Origin of the sequence: Nocardia neocaledoniensis, assembly GCF_029868625.1 — a bacterium.
Classification (GTDB): Bacteria; Actinomycetota; Actinomycetes; order Mycobacteriales; family Mycobacteriaceae; genus Nocardia; species Nocardia neocaledoniensis_A.
This window is the reverse complement of sequence record NZ_JARWOJ010000401.1, coordinates 1-15,276: the sequence shown is the minus strand read 5'-3', so window position 1 is coordinate 15,276 and position 15,276 is coordinate 1. Positions and strand designations below refer to the sequence as shown.

The window sequence follows — 15,276 nt, the reverse complement described above, 5'->3', positions numbered from 1 at the left end:
CGCTTGTCACACCGACACCAAGCCTCACCCGCGCGGCGGACTCGAGTCCTCCACCCGCCGGGGGGGGGATTCACAACCGAGCAACATCGCCAATAGTAACCCCCCCGCCGCCACACCGACCCCGCCACAACCCAGTACCCGGACACCCCATTTACACCCCCAACCCCCAAACCCCCCCCAAACACCAGAAACCCCCCCCCCGCAAAAAAAAATCCCAAACCAAAGCCCAAACACCCCCCTACCCCCCGTGTGTGTGTCCCCCCCCCCCCCCCGCCGCGCCGCCCCCCGCGGGGGGCCCCCACGTCGTGCTCAGACCGCGCGCAGGTGTCCGCGGCTGGCGTAGATGTGCTCGGCGATGAGGGTGGCGATCCGGTCCGGCGCCTCCAGCATCGGCACGTGGCCGACCCCGTGGACCAGGATGCGGTCGGCGGAGTCGGGGAGCTCGCGCAGGTACCTGGTGGCGTAGACGTGGTTGGGGATGATCCGGTCGTACTCGGCCAGCAGCATCCGCACCGGGGTGGTGAGCTCGCCGAGGTCGTCCATTCCCGGCGCGCGGAGGCTGCCGAGGATCAGCGGGAGCATCGCGTCGCAGTGCAGTACCGCGGTGATGATGGTCGCCAGGTCGCGGCGGGCGACGGCGCCGGTGTTCTTGCTCAGCAGGAAGGCGGCCACCTGCTGGATGAGGGCGTTGTTGCTCGCGAACCCACCGAGGCGCTTGCCGATCTGCACGAACGGGATCATCGCGGCGAACTTCAGGCCGATCCGGATCTGGCTCAGTGACGGCGAGGCCCAGCCGCCGGCCGCCGCCACGGTGGTCAGCGTGCGGGCCCGGCCGCGGCGCGCCAGTTCGAGGCCGACCCAGCCGCCGAGGGAGTTGCCCGCGATGTGGCAGGTCCGCCAGCCCAGCTCGTCGAGCTGATCCTCGATCTGGTCGGCCAGCGCGTACACATCCAGCAGGGACCCCTCGACCCGTGGGCCGCCCCAGTGCCCGGCGAAGGCGGGCGCGTAGACCTCGCAACTGGCCGCCATCCGCCGCGCGACCTGCTCCCAGCAGTGCGGCGACAACAGGAAGCCGTGCAGCAGCAACACCGGGTCACCGGACCCGAGGTGTAAGGCCGCGACGGGTGCGGGCGGGGCAGCGGGCTTCGCGGTGCGTGACGTCATCGTCATTCACCCCTTCCTGGACAACGATGTCCTCAGGGCGCGTTCCTGACCTGTCATTGTACGGTTTCCGAATGGCTCTCATCCTCTCTACCGTGAACGTCAACGGCGTGCGTGCCGCGGCGACCAAGGGCATGGTGCCGTGGTTGGCCGCGACCGAGGCCGACATCGTCTGCCTGCAGGAGACCAGGGCGACCGACGCGCAGGTCGCCACGGCGCTGGCCCCGGCCCTGGACGCGGGGTGGGTGCTCACGCACGCGGAGCCGGAGTCCAAGGGCAGGGCCGGGGTCGCGATCCTGTCGCGACGCACGCCGGACGCGGTGCGGATCGGGTTCGGGAGCAGCGAGTTCGCCCAGTCGGGGCGCTACCTGGAGGCCGATTTCGGCGACCTCACCGTCGCGAGCGTCTACGTGCACTCGGGCGAGGAGAACACCCCGAAGCAGGACGAGAAGTACCGGTTCATGGCCGAGTTCGGCGCCTACCTGAAGACGCGCACCGGCGATTTCGTGGTGAGCGGCGACTGGAACATCGCCCCCGCCGAGGTGGACCTGAAGAACTGGAAGGGCAACCAGAAGTCGGCGGGCTTCCTGCCGGAGGAGCGGGCCTGGATCGCCGAGTTGCTGGCCGCGGGCTACGTCGACGTGGTGCGCGCCCTGCATCCCGGCGTCGCAGGCCCCTACAGCTGGTGGTCCTACCGCGGTCGCGCCTTCGACAACGACTCCGGGTGGCGCATCGATTATCAGCTGGCGCGCGGTGAGCTGCCCGGCCGCGCCAAGCAGGCCGTCGTCGAACGCGCCGCGGCCTACGACCAGCGCTGGTCCGACCACGCACCCGTTACGGTGCAGTACCGATGAACCTCTCACGGAAAACTCTGGGCCTGCTCGGCGGGCTCGTCCTGATCGTCCTCGCGGTCGGCTTCACGCTGCTCACCGGACGTGGGGAGAACACGGCAACCACGACCACCGAGCCGGTCGCCGGAATCACCACCGCCAAGACCGCGCCGAAACCCGGTCCGCCCGCGGGCAATTCCGCCGCGACGACCGGTGCCGCGCCGGTCACCAAGGTCGCCGGCGTGCCCGATCGCGCCTACGCGACCCTCGTCGAGATCGACGCGGGACGCTGGCCAGGTTCGGCGAACGCGCCGGGCACCAAGGGCGGCGAGCAGTGGATGAACCGGGGAACCAAACTGCCGCCCAAGGATTCGGCGGGCAAACCGGTGACCTACCAGGAGTGGGATGTCAATCCCAAGCAGCGCAACCGGGGTCGTGACGCCGAACGCATCGTCACCGGCAGCGACGGCACGGCCTGGTACACCGGCGACCACTACGAGACCTTCACGAGGATGCGCTGATGACACAGCGAATGACGCTGTCGCAGTTCCTTGCTCGTCCCACCACCGAGGCACCGGCCGTCGCACGGCCGGTGCTCGGCGCCCTCGCGGTCGACGCGTCGGCGTTCAGCGGCGTCCGCTACGACGCCCCCGCCGACTACCGGATTCGCGAACTGCGCGGCCCGAAGATGCGCGACACCGCCGCGCTCTTCGACGAATTCGCGGCCGCCTTCCAGTTCCCGTACTACTTCGGCGCGAACAAGGACGCCTTCGACGAATGCCTGCGCGACCTGGACGATTTCGTCGGTGACGCGCCCGGTTACGTGGCCGTCGTGCGCGAGGCGACCGAGCTGCTCGCCGGGCAACCCGATGAGCGCGCCTGGTTCGACAGCGCCATGCGCGATTGCGCCGCCTACTGGGCGCGCCGCGACGTCGTCTTCCGCGTCGTCCTGCAGGGCGAGCCGGGCACCTTCGACGCGGTGGCGCTCACCGACTGACTGTTCGTCAGCGGTGACGTTCGGCCAGGTCGTCCCCGAGGAGGACGAAGACGTCGGTGACCTGGTCGATCAGTTCCTCGCGGGTGAGATCCAGGTCGCCCGCCAGCCAGGTGGTGAGGGTCTGGGTCAGCCCGCCGATGAGGTAGATCGCGCGGAAGTCGACGAGCTTCTGCGGCACCTCGACCCCGTAGAAACCGGTGCCCTCCGCCGCGACCAGCCGGGAGAACGCCCGCACCGTGCGGGCGGTGCGCGCCCGCAGCTCCGGTGTGGCCATGCCCGCGATCAGCGCCGCCTTCGCCTTGCGCGGGTCGTCGATGAGCACCGCGATGCCCGCCTCGATCGCGGCGTGCGACTGGGACCGGCTGTCCGAGGGCGCCGTGGTCAGGGCGGCGACGATGGCGGCGGTCAGTTCCTCGGCGATGCGGTCGAGCAGGGCCTCGAGCACGCCGTCGCGATGCTCGAAATTCTCGTAGTAGTAGCGCTCGTTCAGGCCGGCGCGGGCGCAGAGCCCGGCGACGGTGAGCTTGGCCTGGCCCTCTTCGGCGACGATGTCGAGCGCCGCGTCCAGCAGGGCGGTCCGGCGTTGGGCCCGGCGTTGTTCGGCCGAGACGCCACCGTAGGTGCGTTGTGCTGCCACAGCTCCCATTCTGCGTCCTGCCGTTCGACGGGATATTTCTGGTAGAGACTCTTGCCAGATTATCAAATCTGGTGGATTCTATTGCCAGATGCACTCGACGAGGAGGCGCAGCATGGCCGCACGGCAGGGCGAACCCGGATATTTCGCCGACGATTCGATGATCCGACGGGTGATGAGCAAGCGGGCGGTAGGCCTGACCTACGGCGTGCGGGCGCTGGTGATCGGCGCGGTGCACCCCCTGCTGTTCGTCGGCACCAGCGAGCACACCGCCCACCGCGCGACGCCCTACACCCGGCTGGCCGTCACCGGCGCCCTGTTCGAAGCGGTCTTCCTCGGCAGCAGGAGCGAGGCCGACCGCGCGCTGGCCTTCACCCGGCGCAAGCACGAGACGGTGGTCGGCGCCCTGCCCGAGGACGCGGGCACCCACCACCCCGCGGGCACCGCCTACGCGGCCCACGATCCGCACCTGATGTTCATGACGATGGCATTCACCTTCGACTCCGCCGAGGCGATGTACGACCGGCTGGTCCGCGAACTCACCCCCACCGAACGCGAGGACCTCTACCAGGACTACGTGCGCTGGGGCGAGCTGTTCGGCATGCCACGTGATGCCGCGCCCGCCGACTACCCGGCCTTCCGCCGCTACTTCGACGGCTACCTGAACTCGTCGGAGCTGTTCCTCACCGACGAGGCCCACCTGGTCGGGTCCTACCTGGCCGGTCATCGCAAGGCCTACCGCCTGCGTCCACCCGCCGAGCAGGTCGGCGCCGCCCTGTACCTGCTGATCCAGGGCAGCCTGCCGGAGCGGATCCGGCGGATGTACGGCATCGAGTGGGGCCTGGCCGATCAGCTCGCCTACAGCACGCTGTGCCGGAGCCTGCGCACCGCTCATGTCGCCCCGCCGCTGGCGCCTCGCGTCCTCGCCGGCGCGCTGGCCGGGCCGAGCGCGCCGTCCTACCAGCTGCTCGCCCGCCGCGAGCAGCGCATGGTGCGCGCGGGCAAGCCGAGCATGCCCGGCGTCGATCCGCGCAACTGGGTGCAACGCAATTCCGCTTGATGGTCATGGAAAGATCGGGGGCATGTCCAGTCCTGCCCCGGCCGCGACGGCCGAACGTAAGCAGCGGGTGCTGTCGGGCATCCAGCCCACCAGCGACTCCTTCCACCTCGGCAACTACCTGGGTGCGCTGCAGTACTGGGTGACCATGCAGGACGAGTACGACGCGCTCTACTTCATCCCGGACATGCACGCGATCACCGTCAGCCAGGACCCCAAGGCGCTGCGCGGCCGCACCAAGGCCGCGGCCGCGCAGCTGCTCGCGCTGGGCATCGACCCGGCCAAATCCACGCTGTTCGTGCAGAGCCAGGTCCCCGAGCACGCCGAGCTCGCGTGGGTCCTGAGCTGTATCACCGGTTTCGGTGAGGCCGGCCGGATGACGCAGTTCAAGGACAAGTCCGCCAAGCAGGGATCCGAGAACGCGACCGTCGGCCTGTTCACCTATCCGGTGCTGATGGCCGCCGACATCCTGCTCTACCGTCCGCACCAGGTCCCGGTCGGCGAGGACCAGCGCCAGCACCTGGAGCTGACCCGAAACCTGGCCCAGCGCTTCAACACCCGCTTCAAGAAGACCTTCGTCGTGCCGGAGCCGCACATCGTGAAGGGCACCGCGAAGATCTACGACCTGCAGGATCCGACCGCGAAGATGAGCAAGTCGGCCAGCACCGACGCCGGGCTGATCAACCTGCTCGACGATCCGAAGGTCACCGCGAAGAAGGTGAAGTCGGCCGTCACCGACACCGAGCGCGAGATCCGTTACGACCCGGAGCACAAGGCGGGCGTGAGCAATCTGCTCGTGATCTTGAGCTCACTCACCGAAACTCCGATCGTCACCCTGGAGGAGAATTTCGCGGGCAAGGGTTACGGTGATCTCAAGGCCGAGGTGGCCGACGCGCTGGTCGAATTCGTGACACCCGTGCAGAAGAAGGTCCAGGAGTACCTGTCCGATCAGGCGGAACTGGACCGGATCCTCGCCGCGGGTTCCGAGCGGGCGCGTGAGATCGCAGGCAACACACTGGCTCAGGTGTACGACCGGGTGGGCTTCCTCGCCCGCTGAGACGTTGTGCGCCAGAGGTTTCGGCTGAAGGGGCGCGCGGTATGCAGGTCATCGACAACATCTCGGCCACCGTCGAGCGGCAGGTCGAGCGGCGGCCATGGCTGGATCACCTGGTCAGGGCGGGTGGACGGTTCCAGAGTCAGCGCGGTGATCATTTCGCCGCGGGCATCACCTACTTCACGGTGCTGTCGCTGTTCCCGCTGCTGATGGTGGCGTTCTCGGTGGCCGGGTTCGTCCTGGCCGGGCGACCCGAACTGCTGAACGAATTGCAGGACAAGGTCGTCGAGAACAGCGGCTCGTTCGCCGACCAGATCAACGACCTCATCGACCAGGCGATCAATTCGCGCGGCACGGTCGGTGTGCTCGGTCTGCTGGTCGGTCTGTACACCGGGCTCGGCTGGATCGCGAACCTGCGGGCCGCGCTCACCGAGCAGTGGGCCACCAAGAGTCCCGAAAAGCCCTGGTGGCTGGCCAAACTGTCGGACCTCGGCGCGCTCATCGGCCTCGGGCTCGCCTTCGTCGTCTCGCTCGGATTGTCGGCGGTGGCGTCCAGCGGGCTCGGCAAGAAGGTGCTCGAGGCGATCGGGGTGGATCACCTGCCCGGCGCGTCGCTGGTGCTCTCGGCGGTCTCGATCGCGCTCGGTGTGCTCGCCTCGTGGGCGGTGTTCGCCTGGATGATCGCCCGGCTGCCCCGCGAACCGGTCTCGCTGCGCAGCGCGATGCGCGCGGCGGCGCTGGCCGCCGTGGCGTTCGAGGTGTTCAAGTTCATCGCCGCGATCTACTTGCAGATGGTGCTGCGCAGCCCGGCGGGCGCCACCTTCGGCTCGATCATCGGTCTGATGGTGTTCATCTACACGACCTACCGGATCCTGCTGTTCGCGACCGCGTGGGCGGCGACCTCGGCCGACAACGAGCGCGAGGCCGCGATCGCGCCGCCGGACGCGGTGGTCATCCGGCCGCGCGTGGTCGAGCACGGCATGTCGACCGGGGCGGGCGCGGCCTACTTCGGGGCGGGCGCGATCGCCGCGCTGGCGCTGGTGGTGTTCGGCAAGCGTCGCTGACTCAGCGCCCGCGCCGGTACGCGCGCCGGATCCACAGCAGCAGGACCATCACCAGCAGCGGCGCGCCGATCAGCACGCCGACCCGGGCGGCCTGGTGCGGCGGTTGCTCCGGCTGGGCCTGGGTGCCGTCCGCGCGCGGCGGCGGTGAGGCCAGCGGCACGCTGGGTTGTACTGCCGCGCCGCCGGATTCGGGCAGCTTGCCGATCCGGGCGTCGGCGTCGAGCCCGAAGCCGTAGTCGAGCAGCCGGGCGGCCTGTTCCCACGGCCGGATCGGTCGCACGTCGGCCTTGAGCAGGGTGACGACGAGACGGTGCCCGTCACGCTCCGCGGCGGCGACGAAGGTCTGCCTGGCGTCGTCGGTGAATCCGGTCTTGCCGCCGATCGCGCCCGCGTAGTTGTAGAGCAGCTGGTTGTCGTTGGCGATGGGGAAGCCGGGGTGGTCCTCGTCGCCGGGGATCTTCGGGTCGGCCGGGTAGCCGGGGAAATCGACCTGTTCGGTGTGGAGCAGCTCGGCGAACAGCGGGATGGTCATCGCCTCGCGGAACAGCACCGACAGGTCGTAGGCCGAGGTGCTCATGCCCGGCCCGTCCAGGCCGGAGGGTGTCGCCGCGCGCGTGTCCATGGCGCGCAACGACTTCGCGAGATCGTTCATCTTCGCCACCGCCGCCTTGTCGCCGCCGAGCTGGGTGGCGATGGCGTGCGCGGCGTCATTGCCCGAGCACATGATCAGTGCCTGCATGAGCTGGCGGTTGGTGTAGCGGCCGCCGGGCCCGATCCCGACCCTGGTGCCGTCGACATCGGCGTCGGCCTGGGTTCCGGTGACGACGGTGTCCAGGTCGAGGGTGCGCAGCGCGACGATGGCCAGGGCGACCTTGATGGTGCTGGCGGGCCGGTAGCGCCCGTGCGGGTCCTTGGCGGCGAGCACGCGTCCGGTGTCGAGGTCGGCGACCAGCCAGGAGGTCGCGGAGATGTCGGCGGGCAGCGGCGGCGCGCCCGTGGGCAGGACGACGCCGCATTCGCTCATCCGGTCGCCGCCGATGGCGGGGGATGGCACCGGCAGTGCGCTCGGGGTCGGCTCGCCGGGGGCGGGGACCTCGGAGGTGTCGATCGGCGGCGGCGGTTGCGTGCGCTGGGCGCAGTTGTCGGTGTTCGGGGTGGTGAACGGCGGCGTCGTCGTGCTGGAGCCGCTCGGCGGTGTGCTCGTCGGGGCGGCGAGAGCGGGAGCGGCGGTCAGAGCGGCCGCGATGGCGGCGGCGCCGAATGTACAGGCGGCGCGCACGCCGTGTTCGCGGAGCTTCATCGGCTCAGAGCCTAGCGAGCCGCCGCAGCCGGAGCGCGGCGGCCGGGTCCAACTATTGACATGAAGACTCAAATGAGGGTTACTAGCAAATGACGGTAACTTTCATTTGGAGGAGATATGCGGACGGAATCCACGCGCCGCTGGCTCGCGCTCGGCGCACTGGCCCTGGCGATGCTCACGATCGGACTCGACGTCACCGTGCTCACGGTCGCGATCCCGACCCTCGCGGTCGACCTCGACGCGAATACCGCTGCGCTGCAATGGTTCAGCAGCGCGTACACCCTGGCCCTCGCGGCGCTGATGCTGCCCGCGGGCGCGCTCGGCGACCGCTACGGGCGCAAGAAGGTGCTGCTCGCCGCGCTCCTGCTGTTCGGTGTCGCCTCGGTGGCCTGCGCCTTCGCCGGCTCGGCCGGTCAGCTGATCGCCGCGCGGGTGCTGCTCGGCATCGCGGCGGCGGCGCTGATGCCGCTGTCGATGTCGGTACTGCCGGTGCTGTTCACCGACCCCGCCGAGCGGCAACGCGCGCTCACCATCTGGGTCACCTCGACCGCCATCGGCCTGCCGCTCGGCCCCATCCTCGGCGGCTGGCTGCTGCAGCACTTCTGGTGGGGATCGGTGTTCCTGATCAACGTGCCACTGGTGGTCGTCGGTGCGCTCGCGGTGGCCACGCTGGTGCCGGAATCACGCAGCGACAACGACTTTCGGGTGGACCTGCTCGGTGCGCTGCTCTCGGCGGGCGGCATGCTCGGGCTGACCTACGGTTTCATCCGGATCGGCGAACGCGGCTGGGGCGACCCGCTCGCCTGGCTCGCCGTCGGCGCCGGGGTCGGGCTGCTGGTCGTGCTGCTCTGGTGGCAGCGCCGCAGCGCCCACCCGCTGATCGATGTCACGCTGTTCGCCGCGCCGGGATTCCGGTGGGGCACCGCGATCGCCATCGGGGTCAGCTTCGCGATGTTCGGCTTGTTCTTCACCGTGCCGCAGTACTTCCAGGCCGTGCTCGGCGTCGACGCGCTGGGTAGCGGCGTGCGGCTGCTGCCGCTGATCGGCGGACTCGTCGTCGGCAGCAGGCTGGTCGACCCGCTGCTGCCCCGCCTCGGCGCGCGGACAGTGGTCACCGTCGGGCTGCTCGTCGTGGCGGCCGGCGTCGGTTTGGGCGCGTTCACCCGCGTCGACAGCGGCTACGGGCTCACCGCGCTGTGGACGACGGTGTTCGGCGCCGGACTGGGCGTGGTCATGCCCGCCGCGATCGGGATGGCGATGGGCGAGCTGACCGCCGAGCGATCCGGATCGGGTTCGGCGCTGTTGCAAGCGCTTCGGCAGGCGGGTGGCACCATCGGCGTCGCGGTGCTCGGCACCGTGCTGTCCACCGCCTACCGTGCCGATCTCGGCGAGCTGGATCGGGCGCCGATCTCGGACGGAGTGAACGCCGGTGTCGGCGTGGCGCGGGCGACGGGTGATCCGGCGATGCTGGCGCAGGTGCGGCATGCCTTCGTCTTCGGCATGGACACCATGCTCGGTGTGTGCGCGGCGCTGTGTCTGGTCGCCGCGCTCGCCACGGGGCTGATGCTGCGGCAGGCAGCCCCGGCGCGGCGACCGGATGCGGCAGAATCGATGCATGTCGGTTGAGATGTCGCTGCGTGAGCGGAAGAAGGAGCGGACCCGCCGAACCATCAGGGTCGAGGCGTTCCGGCTGTTTCGGGAGCAGGGCTACACCGAGACCACGGTGGAGCAGATCGCGGCGGCGGCCGAGGTGTCCCCGAGTACCTTCTTCCGCTACTTCCCGACCAAGGAGCAGCTGGTCATCGCCGACGACCAGGACCCGGTGATGATCGAGGAGCTGGCCACGCTCCCACGCGGCATGAATCCGATCACCGCCATCCGCACCGCGACCGCCGCGGTGTTCGGGCGGATGTCGCCCGCCGAACTCGCCTTCGAGCAGGAACGACAGGCCCTGCTGTTCCACGTGCCGGAACTACGCTCGGCGATCGGGCTGGAATTTCTGCGCAGTATCGAACTCGCCGCCCAGATGCTGGCCGACTACACGGGGAGGCCCGCGGACGATTTCGAAGTGCGGGTGGCCGCGGGCGCGATGATCGGCTCCATGCTCGCCATCGCGCCCGCCACCCCGATGAACGTCACCAACGTCAGCGACGCTCTGACATTCCTGCAGGCAGGCCTGCCGTTCGACGATCGGGATTGATCACTCCGGCTTGCCGTGCGGCACCGGGCAGCCGTGCGCCAGCGGGCCGAGCAGCTTGTTGTTGTCGTAGAAGTGTTCCAGTTCGAGGATGCGCAGATCCTCGCTCACGCGGGCGATGGTGATGCCGAACATCTCGATCTGCTCGCCGGTGGGCTGGTGGCCCTTGTACTCGCCCTCGTACTTGCCCCAGTGCCGCCACCGGAAGGTCACCGCGGGCGGACCGGCGAGCACCTCGACGACCTCCCAGAAGAAGCCGCCGGGGAACGCGGTGTGGAACACCTTGTGCGAGGACTCGAAGGTCTCGTTCGCCGCGTCGTAGAACGGGTTGTCACCGATCAGGATGTTGTAGCTGCCGATCCGCGCGAATTCCTCGGCGTCCTGCCACTCACCGCCGTTGACCCGCCCTCGGTACTGCTCGGCGACCACCGAAAGCCAGGTGGCAGGGTCGCCCTTGTGCGAGACCTCCATCTCGAAGACCTTCACCAGGTCCTCGACGATCGCCTCCAGCGAGCCGGGCGCGTGCTCGGTGCTGCGCTCGCGCGGGATGACCACGTGGCTGAGGTGGTAGTCCGGCGCGCCGTCGCGCCATTCCTCCGGCGCGGCCGCGGCGATGACCGCCTCGCGGCCCTGCAGCCACAGTGGTGCCGCTGGTTCGGTGTTCTGCGTATCCGTCTCGTCCACAGTCATTTTCGGTCTACCGACCCTTTCGCAAAGCTCGAACAACCGGACGAAACTAACAGTCGCCCGTGGTCCGCGCTCGGCCAGATCTCAGTAGGTGAGACGGCGCGAAATGATGAACTTCGTTCTGTGGCAACGATTTAGAAGGTTGCTAGGCCACCGGGTGCAGTCGCGCCGGGGTGTCGTCGTCCATGGTCGCGAAGAATTCGCCGAGCACGTCGACGATCTGGTCCACGGATTCGGCGCAGAACAACACCGGCTGGTAGTGGGTGATGTCGTAGGCGATGGTGCCCATCTCGGCGACATTCAGCGGGCGTAGCCGGGCGTGCCGGAATTCGTCGATCTCGCCGTAGGAGGAAAGCAATCCGGCTCCGTAGCAACGGATCTCACCGGCCTCGCGCACGACACCGAATTCGAGGGAGAACCAGAAGACATCGGCGAGGAATTTCAGCGCGGTCTCGGTCTCCAAGCGGCCGACCGCGTTGCCGACCGTCTCGTACAGTGCGGCGAAACGCGGGCTCGCGATCTGATTGGCGTGGCCGATGATCTCGTGGATGGCATCGGGTTCGGGGGTGTACAGCGGCGCCGAGTGATGGCGGATGTACTGCGTCGAGTGGAAGGTGCGCTCGGCGAAGGAGCCGAAGAATTCGCGCAGCGGAACCAGCCCGGCCGCGGGGACATAGCTGAATCCGGTCAGCGGCGCGAGCAGGGCCGAGACCTCGTCGAGCTGCGGGATGTGATCGCGCGGCAGGGCCAGCGCGGCCGCCGAATCGCGCACCTCGGCACATGCGTAGATCTCGTGCTTGCGAGCCAGCTCGGCCGAGGCGATCCGCCACACCCGCTGCTCTTCCTCGGTGTAGGCCACGTGCGGGAGCGGGCTGCCCTTTGAGTAATCGAGCGCCATCGCGGCGATAGCGTTGCGCCTCGCACGGTAATCCGGATCGTTCACGCCAGGATGGTCGGCGCTCAGATGAACGGTGACATCGCCGTCATGCTCGCGCGTCACCGGAGAATACAGCTGCGCCTCGGTGAACATGACTCAAGGCAAGCACCGGACCGGCACTTCGACAACAACGACGCGCACAACTGTGCAAACTGCGCAGTTTCGGCCGGGCTCTCGCCGCGATTCCGACGATCATCAGGGTTTTCTGTGCGCTTGCTGACGGCCGCGACGACCGGCCGGAAACCGGCGATGTGCGTGTTTGCGAACGGTGCTGCCCGGTAACGAGACGGTGAATAGACCGACATGTCCGCGGCGCATAACGCAAGATTGCGATCAGACGAAGGAGGACGATTGCGATCCCTGCGGATTGATCTCGATCAGCACCTGCTTGCCGCGGCGGCCGACATCATGGGCACAGCCGACAGCAACGCGACCGTCAACGAGGCGCTGCGCCGCATCGTCGTCCACGAGCGCCAGCTTCGCAATCTGGAGCGTTTGATGGCTGATTCAATCTTCAGCACCAGGACGGATGCCGATTCCGAGCTCGCACTCGACGGCGAACCGGTGGCCGAGCGATAGCTCACGCGCGAATCTGTCGGTACCCACTGGGAGCATCGTGCTCGTCACCGATCCGCAGGGGGGAACGATGTCGGTACCGATCGCGCACTTGCCGGCGGCGCAGCGCCCGCGTGAGCGCCTGTTGCTCCTCGGCCCGCACGCGCTCAGCGACGGCGAGCTGCTCGCGCTGTTGCTCGGCCAGGGCACACGTGGGCTCTCCGCGCTGGAGCTGGCTGCCCAATTGCTCGGCGAATACGGCGGACTGGCCGAACTCGCCGCCGCGCGCCCGGAGGAACTGGCTCGCAGAGCGGGCATCGGCCCAGCCAAGGCGGCCACGGTGATCGCCGCGTTCCATCTCGGCACCCGCTCCCGCACCACCGAATCGGTACCCCAGCTGTCCACGCCCGCCGATATCGCCCGCGTCGCGGTGCCGCTGTTCGCCGGAGCCAGGGTCGAACGTCTGCTCGTGCTCATCTGCGACACGCAGAACCGCCTGCGGCACCGCGCGTTCGTCGCCGAGGGCGCGATCGACACCGTCGCCGTCCCCGTCCGCGAGGTACTCAACACCGTGCTGCGCCACGACGGCCGCGCCTTCGCCGTCATCCACAACCACCCCTCCGGCGACCCCACCCCGAGCACCGACGACCGCAGGGCCAGCGCCCTGCTCAGCAACGCGGCCACCACCGTCGGCCTGCGCTACCTCGACCACCTCGTCATAGCAGGCGAATCCTGGTCCGCCGCACCACCGTTGGACTAGCGCTCGAGGTCGGCGGCGGTGAGACGGGTCATGGCTTCGGGGTCGGGCCAGGTGCGGGCTTCGAAGCGGGTGGGTTCGATGGTGGGGAGTGGGGTGAGGCCGAGTACCTCGACGACGGTGGGGAAGGGGACGGTGCACACCAGTTCGACCTCGCCGGCCTCGTCGCGGCGCAGGAATCGGACGACGTCGGTCTCCGGGAGCAGGTACTCGACGCCCTCGCCCCACACCGCCGAGGTGAACGCGCCGTCGGTGGACTCCTCGTAGTTCACCGAGGCGGCGTAGGCGGGGTCGATGTCCAGGTCGGGCAGTTCCAGGTACTCCTCGAAGGTGTTGTTCAGGTACTCGGTCTGGATGCTGTACTCGGTGGCGGCGAGCCCGGCGCGCGCCCGCAGGGCCAGCGGCATCGACGGGTGCTCGCCCGCCTCGTCGAACGGCACGACGGCGCCGTCGGCGTTCACCGTGTAGCCCTGCGGCGAGATCGGCCGCGCGGCGTCGCGGTACTGCTGCTCGACCATCTCGAACACCTCGCCGAGCAGCTCGGGATCGTCGGGAACCACGAGCAGCGAGTCGTTCTCGGCGATGAAGGCGACCGGCCGGAACCGCCCGCCCGCGTACCCGGCCAGCCAGCCGGGCACCAGCAACCACGAGGCGGCGTAGGAGTCACCGGCGTCGAGGAAGCGCAGGACCTGCAGGTTCTCCGGCGAGCCCGGCTGCGCCAGCGCCGCGAGATTGTTCCTGGCCTCCGCGAACACCTGATCCGCGCTGACGCCCCACTCCGCGGGCTGCGTCACCGACACGAAGGACCTGGTGCGCGGCAGATCGACCACGACCACCTCGTCGACGAACGGGAACGCGGCGCGGTGCAGCGGGCGCGGCCCGTCCTGCCCGAGGGTCACCGGCCGCAGCACCGAGCGCAACAGCGGACGCACCGAGGCCCAGTCGCCTGGCACCTCCTCGGAGCTGGTCATTGCGGCGACGAAGGCATCGATGCGGTCCTGGCTCTGCGCCGCGTCGAGGTGCTCGCACTCGCGGAAGATGTTGCCGAGGAAGATCACCCGGCCGGTGCCGAGGCGCACACTGAACTCGTCGTCGGCGTACTCGGCGTCGTCGATGCCGCTGTCCCGCACGCTCGCCAGCACGGTCCGCACGAACTGCTCGCGCTCCATCGCTTGTCACTTCCCGTCCCTGTCGGTGTCGTCTCGATCTTGGCCCACCACAGGGGGTTTCGTCGAGGCGAGGACATGGCTCAGGGTGCGAAACCGGTGGTCCTCGCCAGTTCGGCCAGCATCGCGTCGAACATGACCTCCGGCTCCGCCAGTGGAATCGGATAGTTGCCGAACACCTCGAGCGTGACGTGCCCGAACAGCCGGGCCCAGATCTGCACCATCAGGTACGTGACACCGAGGTCGAGCTTCTCGGCGGGGAACTTCTGGCCCGACTCCGACAGCATGGCGAGCAGTTCGGTCTGGAAGCCGACGAGGTCATCGCGCAGCGCGGGCGGGATGGTGTCGCCCGGCGGGGTGGCGATCTCGAAATTCGCCAGCAGCCTGCCCGCGGCGGCGAGGAAGATCCGGCCGAACGGTTCGTCGAAGCGGCCGATCATCGGCCGCCCCGACGCCGGGGAGGCGAAGACCAGGGTGAACGCCCGGGGATTCGCCAGCGCCCAGCGCCGGAACCCGCGGCAGATGGCGAGGAACTGCACCGCGCCGTCGTCGGGCAGCGGTGCGATCTCGGTCGAGAGGTAATCGGCCAGGTCGGCGCAGAACTCCACCCGCATCCGCTCGATCAGCTCGTCGCGGGACGCGTAGTGCCGGTAGAGGGCCGGCGCCGTGACACCGAGCTCGCGGGCGATGGCCCGCAGGGTGACGGCTTCCGGCCCCTGCTCGGTCAGCAGCGCCCTGGTGACCCGCCGGATATCGGCATCGGTCACCACGGGCGCGCGGCCGCGCGCCGTTCCCGTCACCCGGCGGGCCCGTCGGTCATGGTGTTTCTGAAGCGTATTGGACTTCCCAGCGCGTGATGGCGGTGAGCCAGCCGCAGCGC

General features: G+C 69.1%; 17 protein-coding genes. 10 read left to right on the top strand and 7 right to left on the bottom strand.

What is annotated here, in order from left to right; all coding sequences use genetic code 11:
* Positions 1–309: 309 nt before the first annotated feature.
* Positions 310–1,164, bottom strand: a complete 855-nt coding sequence (locus QH270_RS31890; RefSeq protein ID WP_280348231.1) for an alpha/beta fold hydrolase — start codon at positions 1,162–1,164, stop codon at positions 310–312.
* Positions 1,165–1,235: 71 nt separating this feature from the next.
* Here QH270_RS31890 and QH270_RS31885 point away from each other — a divergent pair, with 71 nt between their 5' ends.
* The 3 genes from QH270_RS31885 to QH270_RS31875 are packed head-to-tail and all read left to right on the top strand — an operon-like array spanning position 1,236 to position 2,988.
* Positions 1,236–2,015: an exodeoxyribonuclease III gene (locus QH270_RS31885; protein WP_280348229.1), complete on the top strand. Its 780-nt coding sequence runs from the start codon at positions 1,236–1,238 to the stop codon at positions 2,013–2,015.
* Positions 2,012–2,512 (top strand): ribonuclease domain-containing protein, encoded by a 501-nt coding sequence (locus QH270_RS31880; protein WP_280348227.1) that lies wholly within the window; start codon positions 2,012–2,014, stop codon positions 2,510–2,512. The genes QH270_RS31885 and QH270_RS31880 overlap by 4 nt, the downstream gene beginning before the upstream one ends.
* Positions 2,512–2,988, top strand: a complete 477-nt coding sequence (locus tag QH270_RS31875) for a barstar family protein (protein ID WP_280348226.1) — start codon at positions 2,512–2,514, stop codon at positions 2,986–2,988. The genes QH270_RS31880 and QH270_RS31875 overlap by 1 nt, the downstream gene beginning before the upstream one ends.
* A gap of 7 nt (positions 2,989–2,995) precedes the next feature.
* On the opposite strand, the gene QH270_RS31870 is transcribed toward QH270_RS31875, so the two are convergent.
* Complete coding sequence (locus QH270_RS31870; protein WP_280348225.1) at positions 2,996–3,634, bottom strand: TetR/AcrR family transcriptional regulator; 639 nt, start codon at positions 3,632–3,634, stop codon at positions 2,996–2,998.
* 103 nt (positions 3,635–3,737) lie between these two features.
* Here QH270_RS31870 and QH270_RS31865 point away from each other — a divergent pair, with 103 nt between their 5' ends.
* From QH270_RS31865 to yhjD, 3 genes are read left to right on the top strand one after another with little or no spacing between them, the layout of a single operon-like run.
* On the top strand, positions 3,738–4,682 hold the full coding sequence (locus tag QH270_RS31865) for an oxygenase MpaB family protein (protein WP_280348223.1): 945 nt from the start codon (positions 3,738–3,740) through the stop codon (positions 4,680–4,682).
* 22 nt (positions 4,683–4,704) lie between these two features.
* On the top strand, positions 4,705–5,736 hold the full coding sequence (gene trpS / locus QH270_RS31860; RefSeq protein ID WP_280348221.1) for a tryptophan--tRNA ligase: 1,032 nt from the start codon (positions 4,705–4,707) through the stop codon (positions 5,734–5,736).
* A gap of 41 nt (positions 5,737–5,777) precedes the next feature.
* Entirely contained in the window at positions 5,778–6,797 is a 1,020-nt protein-coding gene (gene yhjD, locus QH270_RS31855; protein ID WP_280348219.1) for an inner membrane protein YhjD, read from the top strand.
* A 1-nt stretch (position 6,798) separates the two neighbouring features.
* Here yhjD and QH270_RS31850 read toward each other — a convergent pair whose 3' ends face one another.
* Positions 6,799–8,097 carry a D-alanyl-D-alanine carboxypeptidase family protein gene (locus QH270_RS31850; protein ID WP_280348217.1) on the bottom strand — a complete coding sequence of 433 codons (1,299 nt, stop codon included), beginning with the start codon at positions 8,095–8,097 and terminating at the stop codon, positions 6,799–6,801.
* Positions 8,098–8,214: 117 nt separating this feature from the next.
* Between QH270_RS31850 and QH270_RS31845 the strand changes: the two genes are divergently transcribed.
* Both QH270_RS31845 and QH270_RS31840 read left to right on the top strand, forming a co-directional pair.
* Entirely contained in the window at positions 8,215–9,723 is a 1,509-nt protein-coding gene (locus tag QH270_RS31845; RefSeq protein ID WP_280348215.1) for an MFS transporter, read from the top strand.
* Positions 9,713–10,297 (top strand): TetR family transcriptional regulator, encoded by a 585-nt coding sequence (locus QH270_RS31840; RefSeq protein WP_280348213.1) that lies wholly within the window; start codon positions 9,713–9,715, stop codon positions 10,295–10,297. The genes QH270_RS31845 and QH270_RS31840 overlap by 11 nt, the downstream gene beginning before the upstream one ends.
* Here the strand turns inward: QH270_RS31840 and QH270_RS31835 are convergent, their stop codons facing one another.
* Both QH270_RS31835 and QH270_RS31830 read right to left on the bottom strand, forming a co-directional pair.
* The gene (locus tag QH270_RS31835; protein WP_280348212.1) at positions 10,298–10,984 is read right to left on the bottom strand and encodes an ester cyclase; all 687 of its coding nucleotides are present in this window, start codon (positions 10,982–10,984) and stop codon (positions 10,298–10,300) included.
* A gap of 142 nt (positions 10,985–11,126) precedes the next feature.
* On the bottom strand, positions 11,127–12,011 hold the full coding sequence (locus QH270_RS31830; protein ID WP_280348210.1) for a phenylalanine 4-monooxygenase: 885 nt from the start codon (positions 12,009–12,011) through the stop codon (positions 11,127–11,129).
* Positions 12,012–12,269: 258 nt separating this feature from the next.
* Here QH270_RS31830 and QH270_RS31825 point away from each other — a divergent pair, with 258 nt between their 5' ends.
* Positions 12,270–12,497 (top strand): type II toxin-antitoxin system VapB family antitoxin, encoded by a 228-nt coding sequence (locus QH270_RS31825; RefSeq protein ID WP_280348208.1) that lies wholly within the window; start codon positions 12,270–12,272, stop codon positions 12,495–12,497.
* 67 nt (positions 12,498–12,564) lie between these two features.
* Positions 12,565–13,233, top strand: coding sequence for a JAB domain-containing protein (locus QH270_RS31820; RefSeq protein ID WP_280348205.1), 669 nt, complete (start codon positions 12,565–12,567; stop codon positions 13,231–13,233).
* Here the strand turns inward: QH270_RS31820 and QH270_RS31815 are convergent.
* Together QH270_RS31815 and QH270_RS31810 are read right to left on the bottom strand one after the other, a co-directional pair.
* The gene (locus tag QH270_RS31815; protein ID WP_280348203.1) at positions 13,230–14,399 is read right to left on the bottom strand and encodes a hypothetical protein; all 1,170 of its coding nucleotides are present in this window, start codon (positions 14,397–14,399) and stop codon (positions 13,230–13,232) included. The two genes, QH270_RS31820 and QH270_RS31815, sit on opposite strands and share 4 nt — an antisense overlap.
* Positions 14,400–14,479: 80 nt before the next feature.
* Positions 14,480–15,196, bottom strand: coding sequence for a TetR/AcrR family transcriptional regulator (locus QH270_RS31810; protein ID WP_280348201.1), 717 nt, complete (start codon positions 15,194–15,196; stop codon positions 14,480–14,482).
* Between the last annotated feature and the right edge of the window lie 80 nt (positions 15,197–15,276).

Coding starts and splice junctions, on each gene's coding strand:
- QH270_RS31815 (WP_280348203.1), bottom strand. CDS start 14,399: ATGGAGCGCGAGCAGTTCGTGCGGACCGTGCTGGCGAGCGTGCGGGAC.
- QH270_RS31850 (WP_280348217.1), bottom strand. CDS start 8,097: ATGAAGCTCCGCGAACACGGCGTGCGCGCCGCCTGTACATTCGGCGCC.
- QH270_RS31840 (WP_280348213.1), top strand. CDS start 9,713: ATGTCGGTTGAGATGTCGCTGCGTGAGCGGAAGAAGGAGCGGACCCGC.
- QH270_RS31875 (WP_280348226.1), top strand. CDS start 2,512: ATGACACAGCGAATGACGCTGTCGCAGTTCCTTGCTCGTCCCACCACC.
- QH270_RS31880 (WP_280348227.1), top strand. CDS start 2,012: ATGAACCTCTCACGGAAAACTCTGGGCCTGCTCGGCGGGCTCGTCCTG.
- QH270_RS31845 (WP_280348215.1), top strand. CDS start 8,215: ATGCGGACGGAATCCACGCGCCGCTGGCTCGCGCTCGGCGCACTGGCC.
- QH270_RS31890 (WP_280348231.1), bottom strand. CDS start 1,164: ATGACGTCACGCACCGCGAAGCCCGCTGCCCCGCCCGCACCCGTCGCG.
- QH270_RS31865 (WP_280348223.1), top strand. CDS start 3,738: ATGGCCGCACGGCAGGGCGAACCCGGATATTTCGCCGACGATTCGATG.
- QH270_RS31830 (WP_280348210.1), bottom strand. CDS start 12,011: ATGTTCACCGAGGCGCAGCTGTATTCTCCGGTGACGCGCGAGCATGAC.
- QH270_RS31835 (WP_280348212.1), bottom strand. CDS start 10,984: ATGACTGTGGACGAGACGGATACGCAGAACACCGAACCAGCGGCACCA.
- trpS (WP_280348221.1), top strand. CDS start 4,705: ATGTCCAGTCCTGCCCCGGCCGCGACGGCCGAACGTAAGCAGCGGGTG.
- QH270_RS31870 (WP_280348225.1), bottom strand. CDS start 3,634: ATGGGAGCTGTGGCAGCACAACGCACCTACGGTGGCGTCTCGGCCGAA.
- QH270_RS31820 (WP_280348205.1), top strand. CDS start 12,565: ATGTCGGTACCGATCGCGCACTTGCCGGCGGCGCAGCGCCCGCGTGAG.
- yhjD (WP_280348219.1), top strand. CDS start 5,778: ATGCAGGTCATCGACAACATCTCGGCCACCGTCGAGCGGCAGGTCGAG.
- QH270_RS31885 (WP_280348229.1), top strand. CDS start 1,236: ATGGCTCTCATCCTCTCTACCGTGAACGTCAACGGCGTGCGTGCCGCG.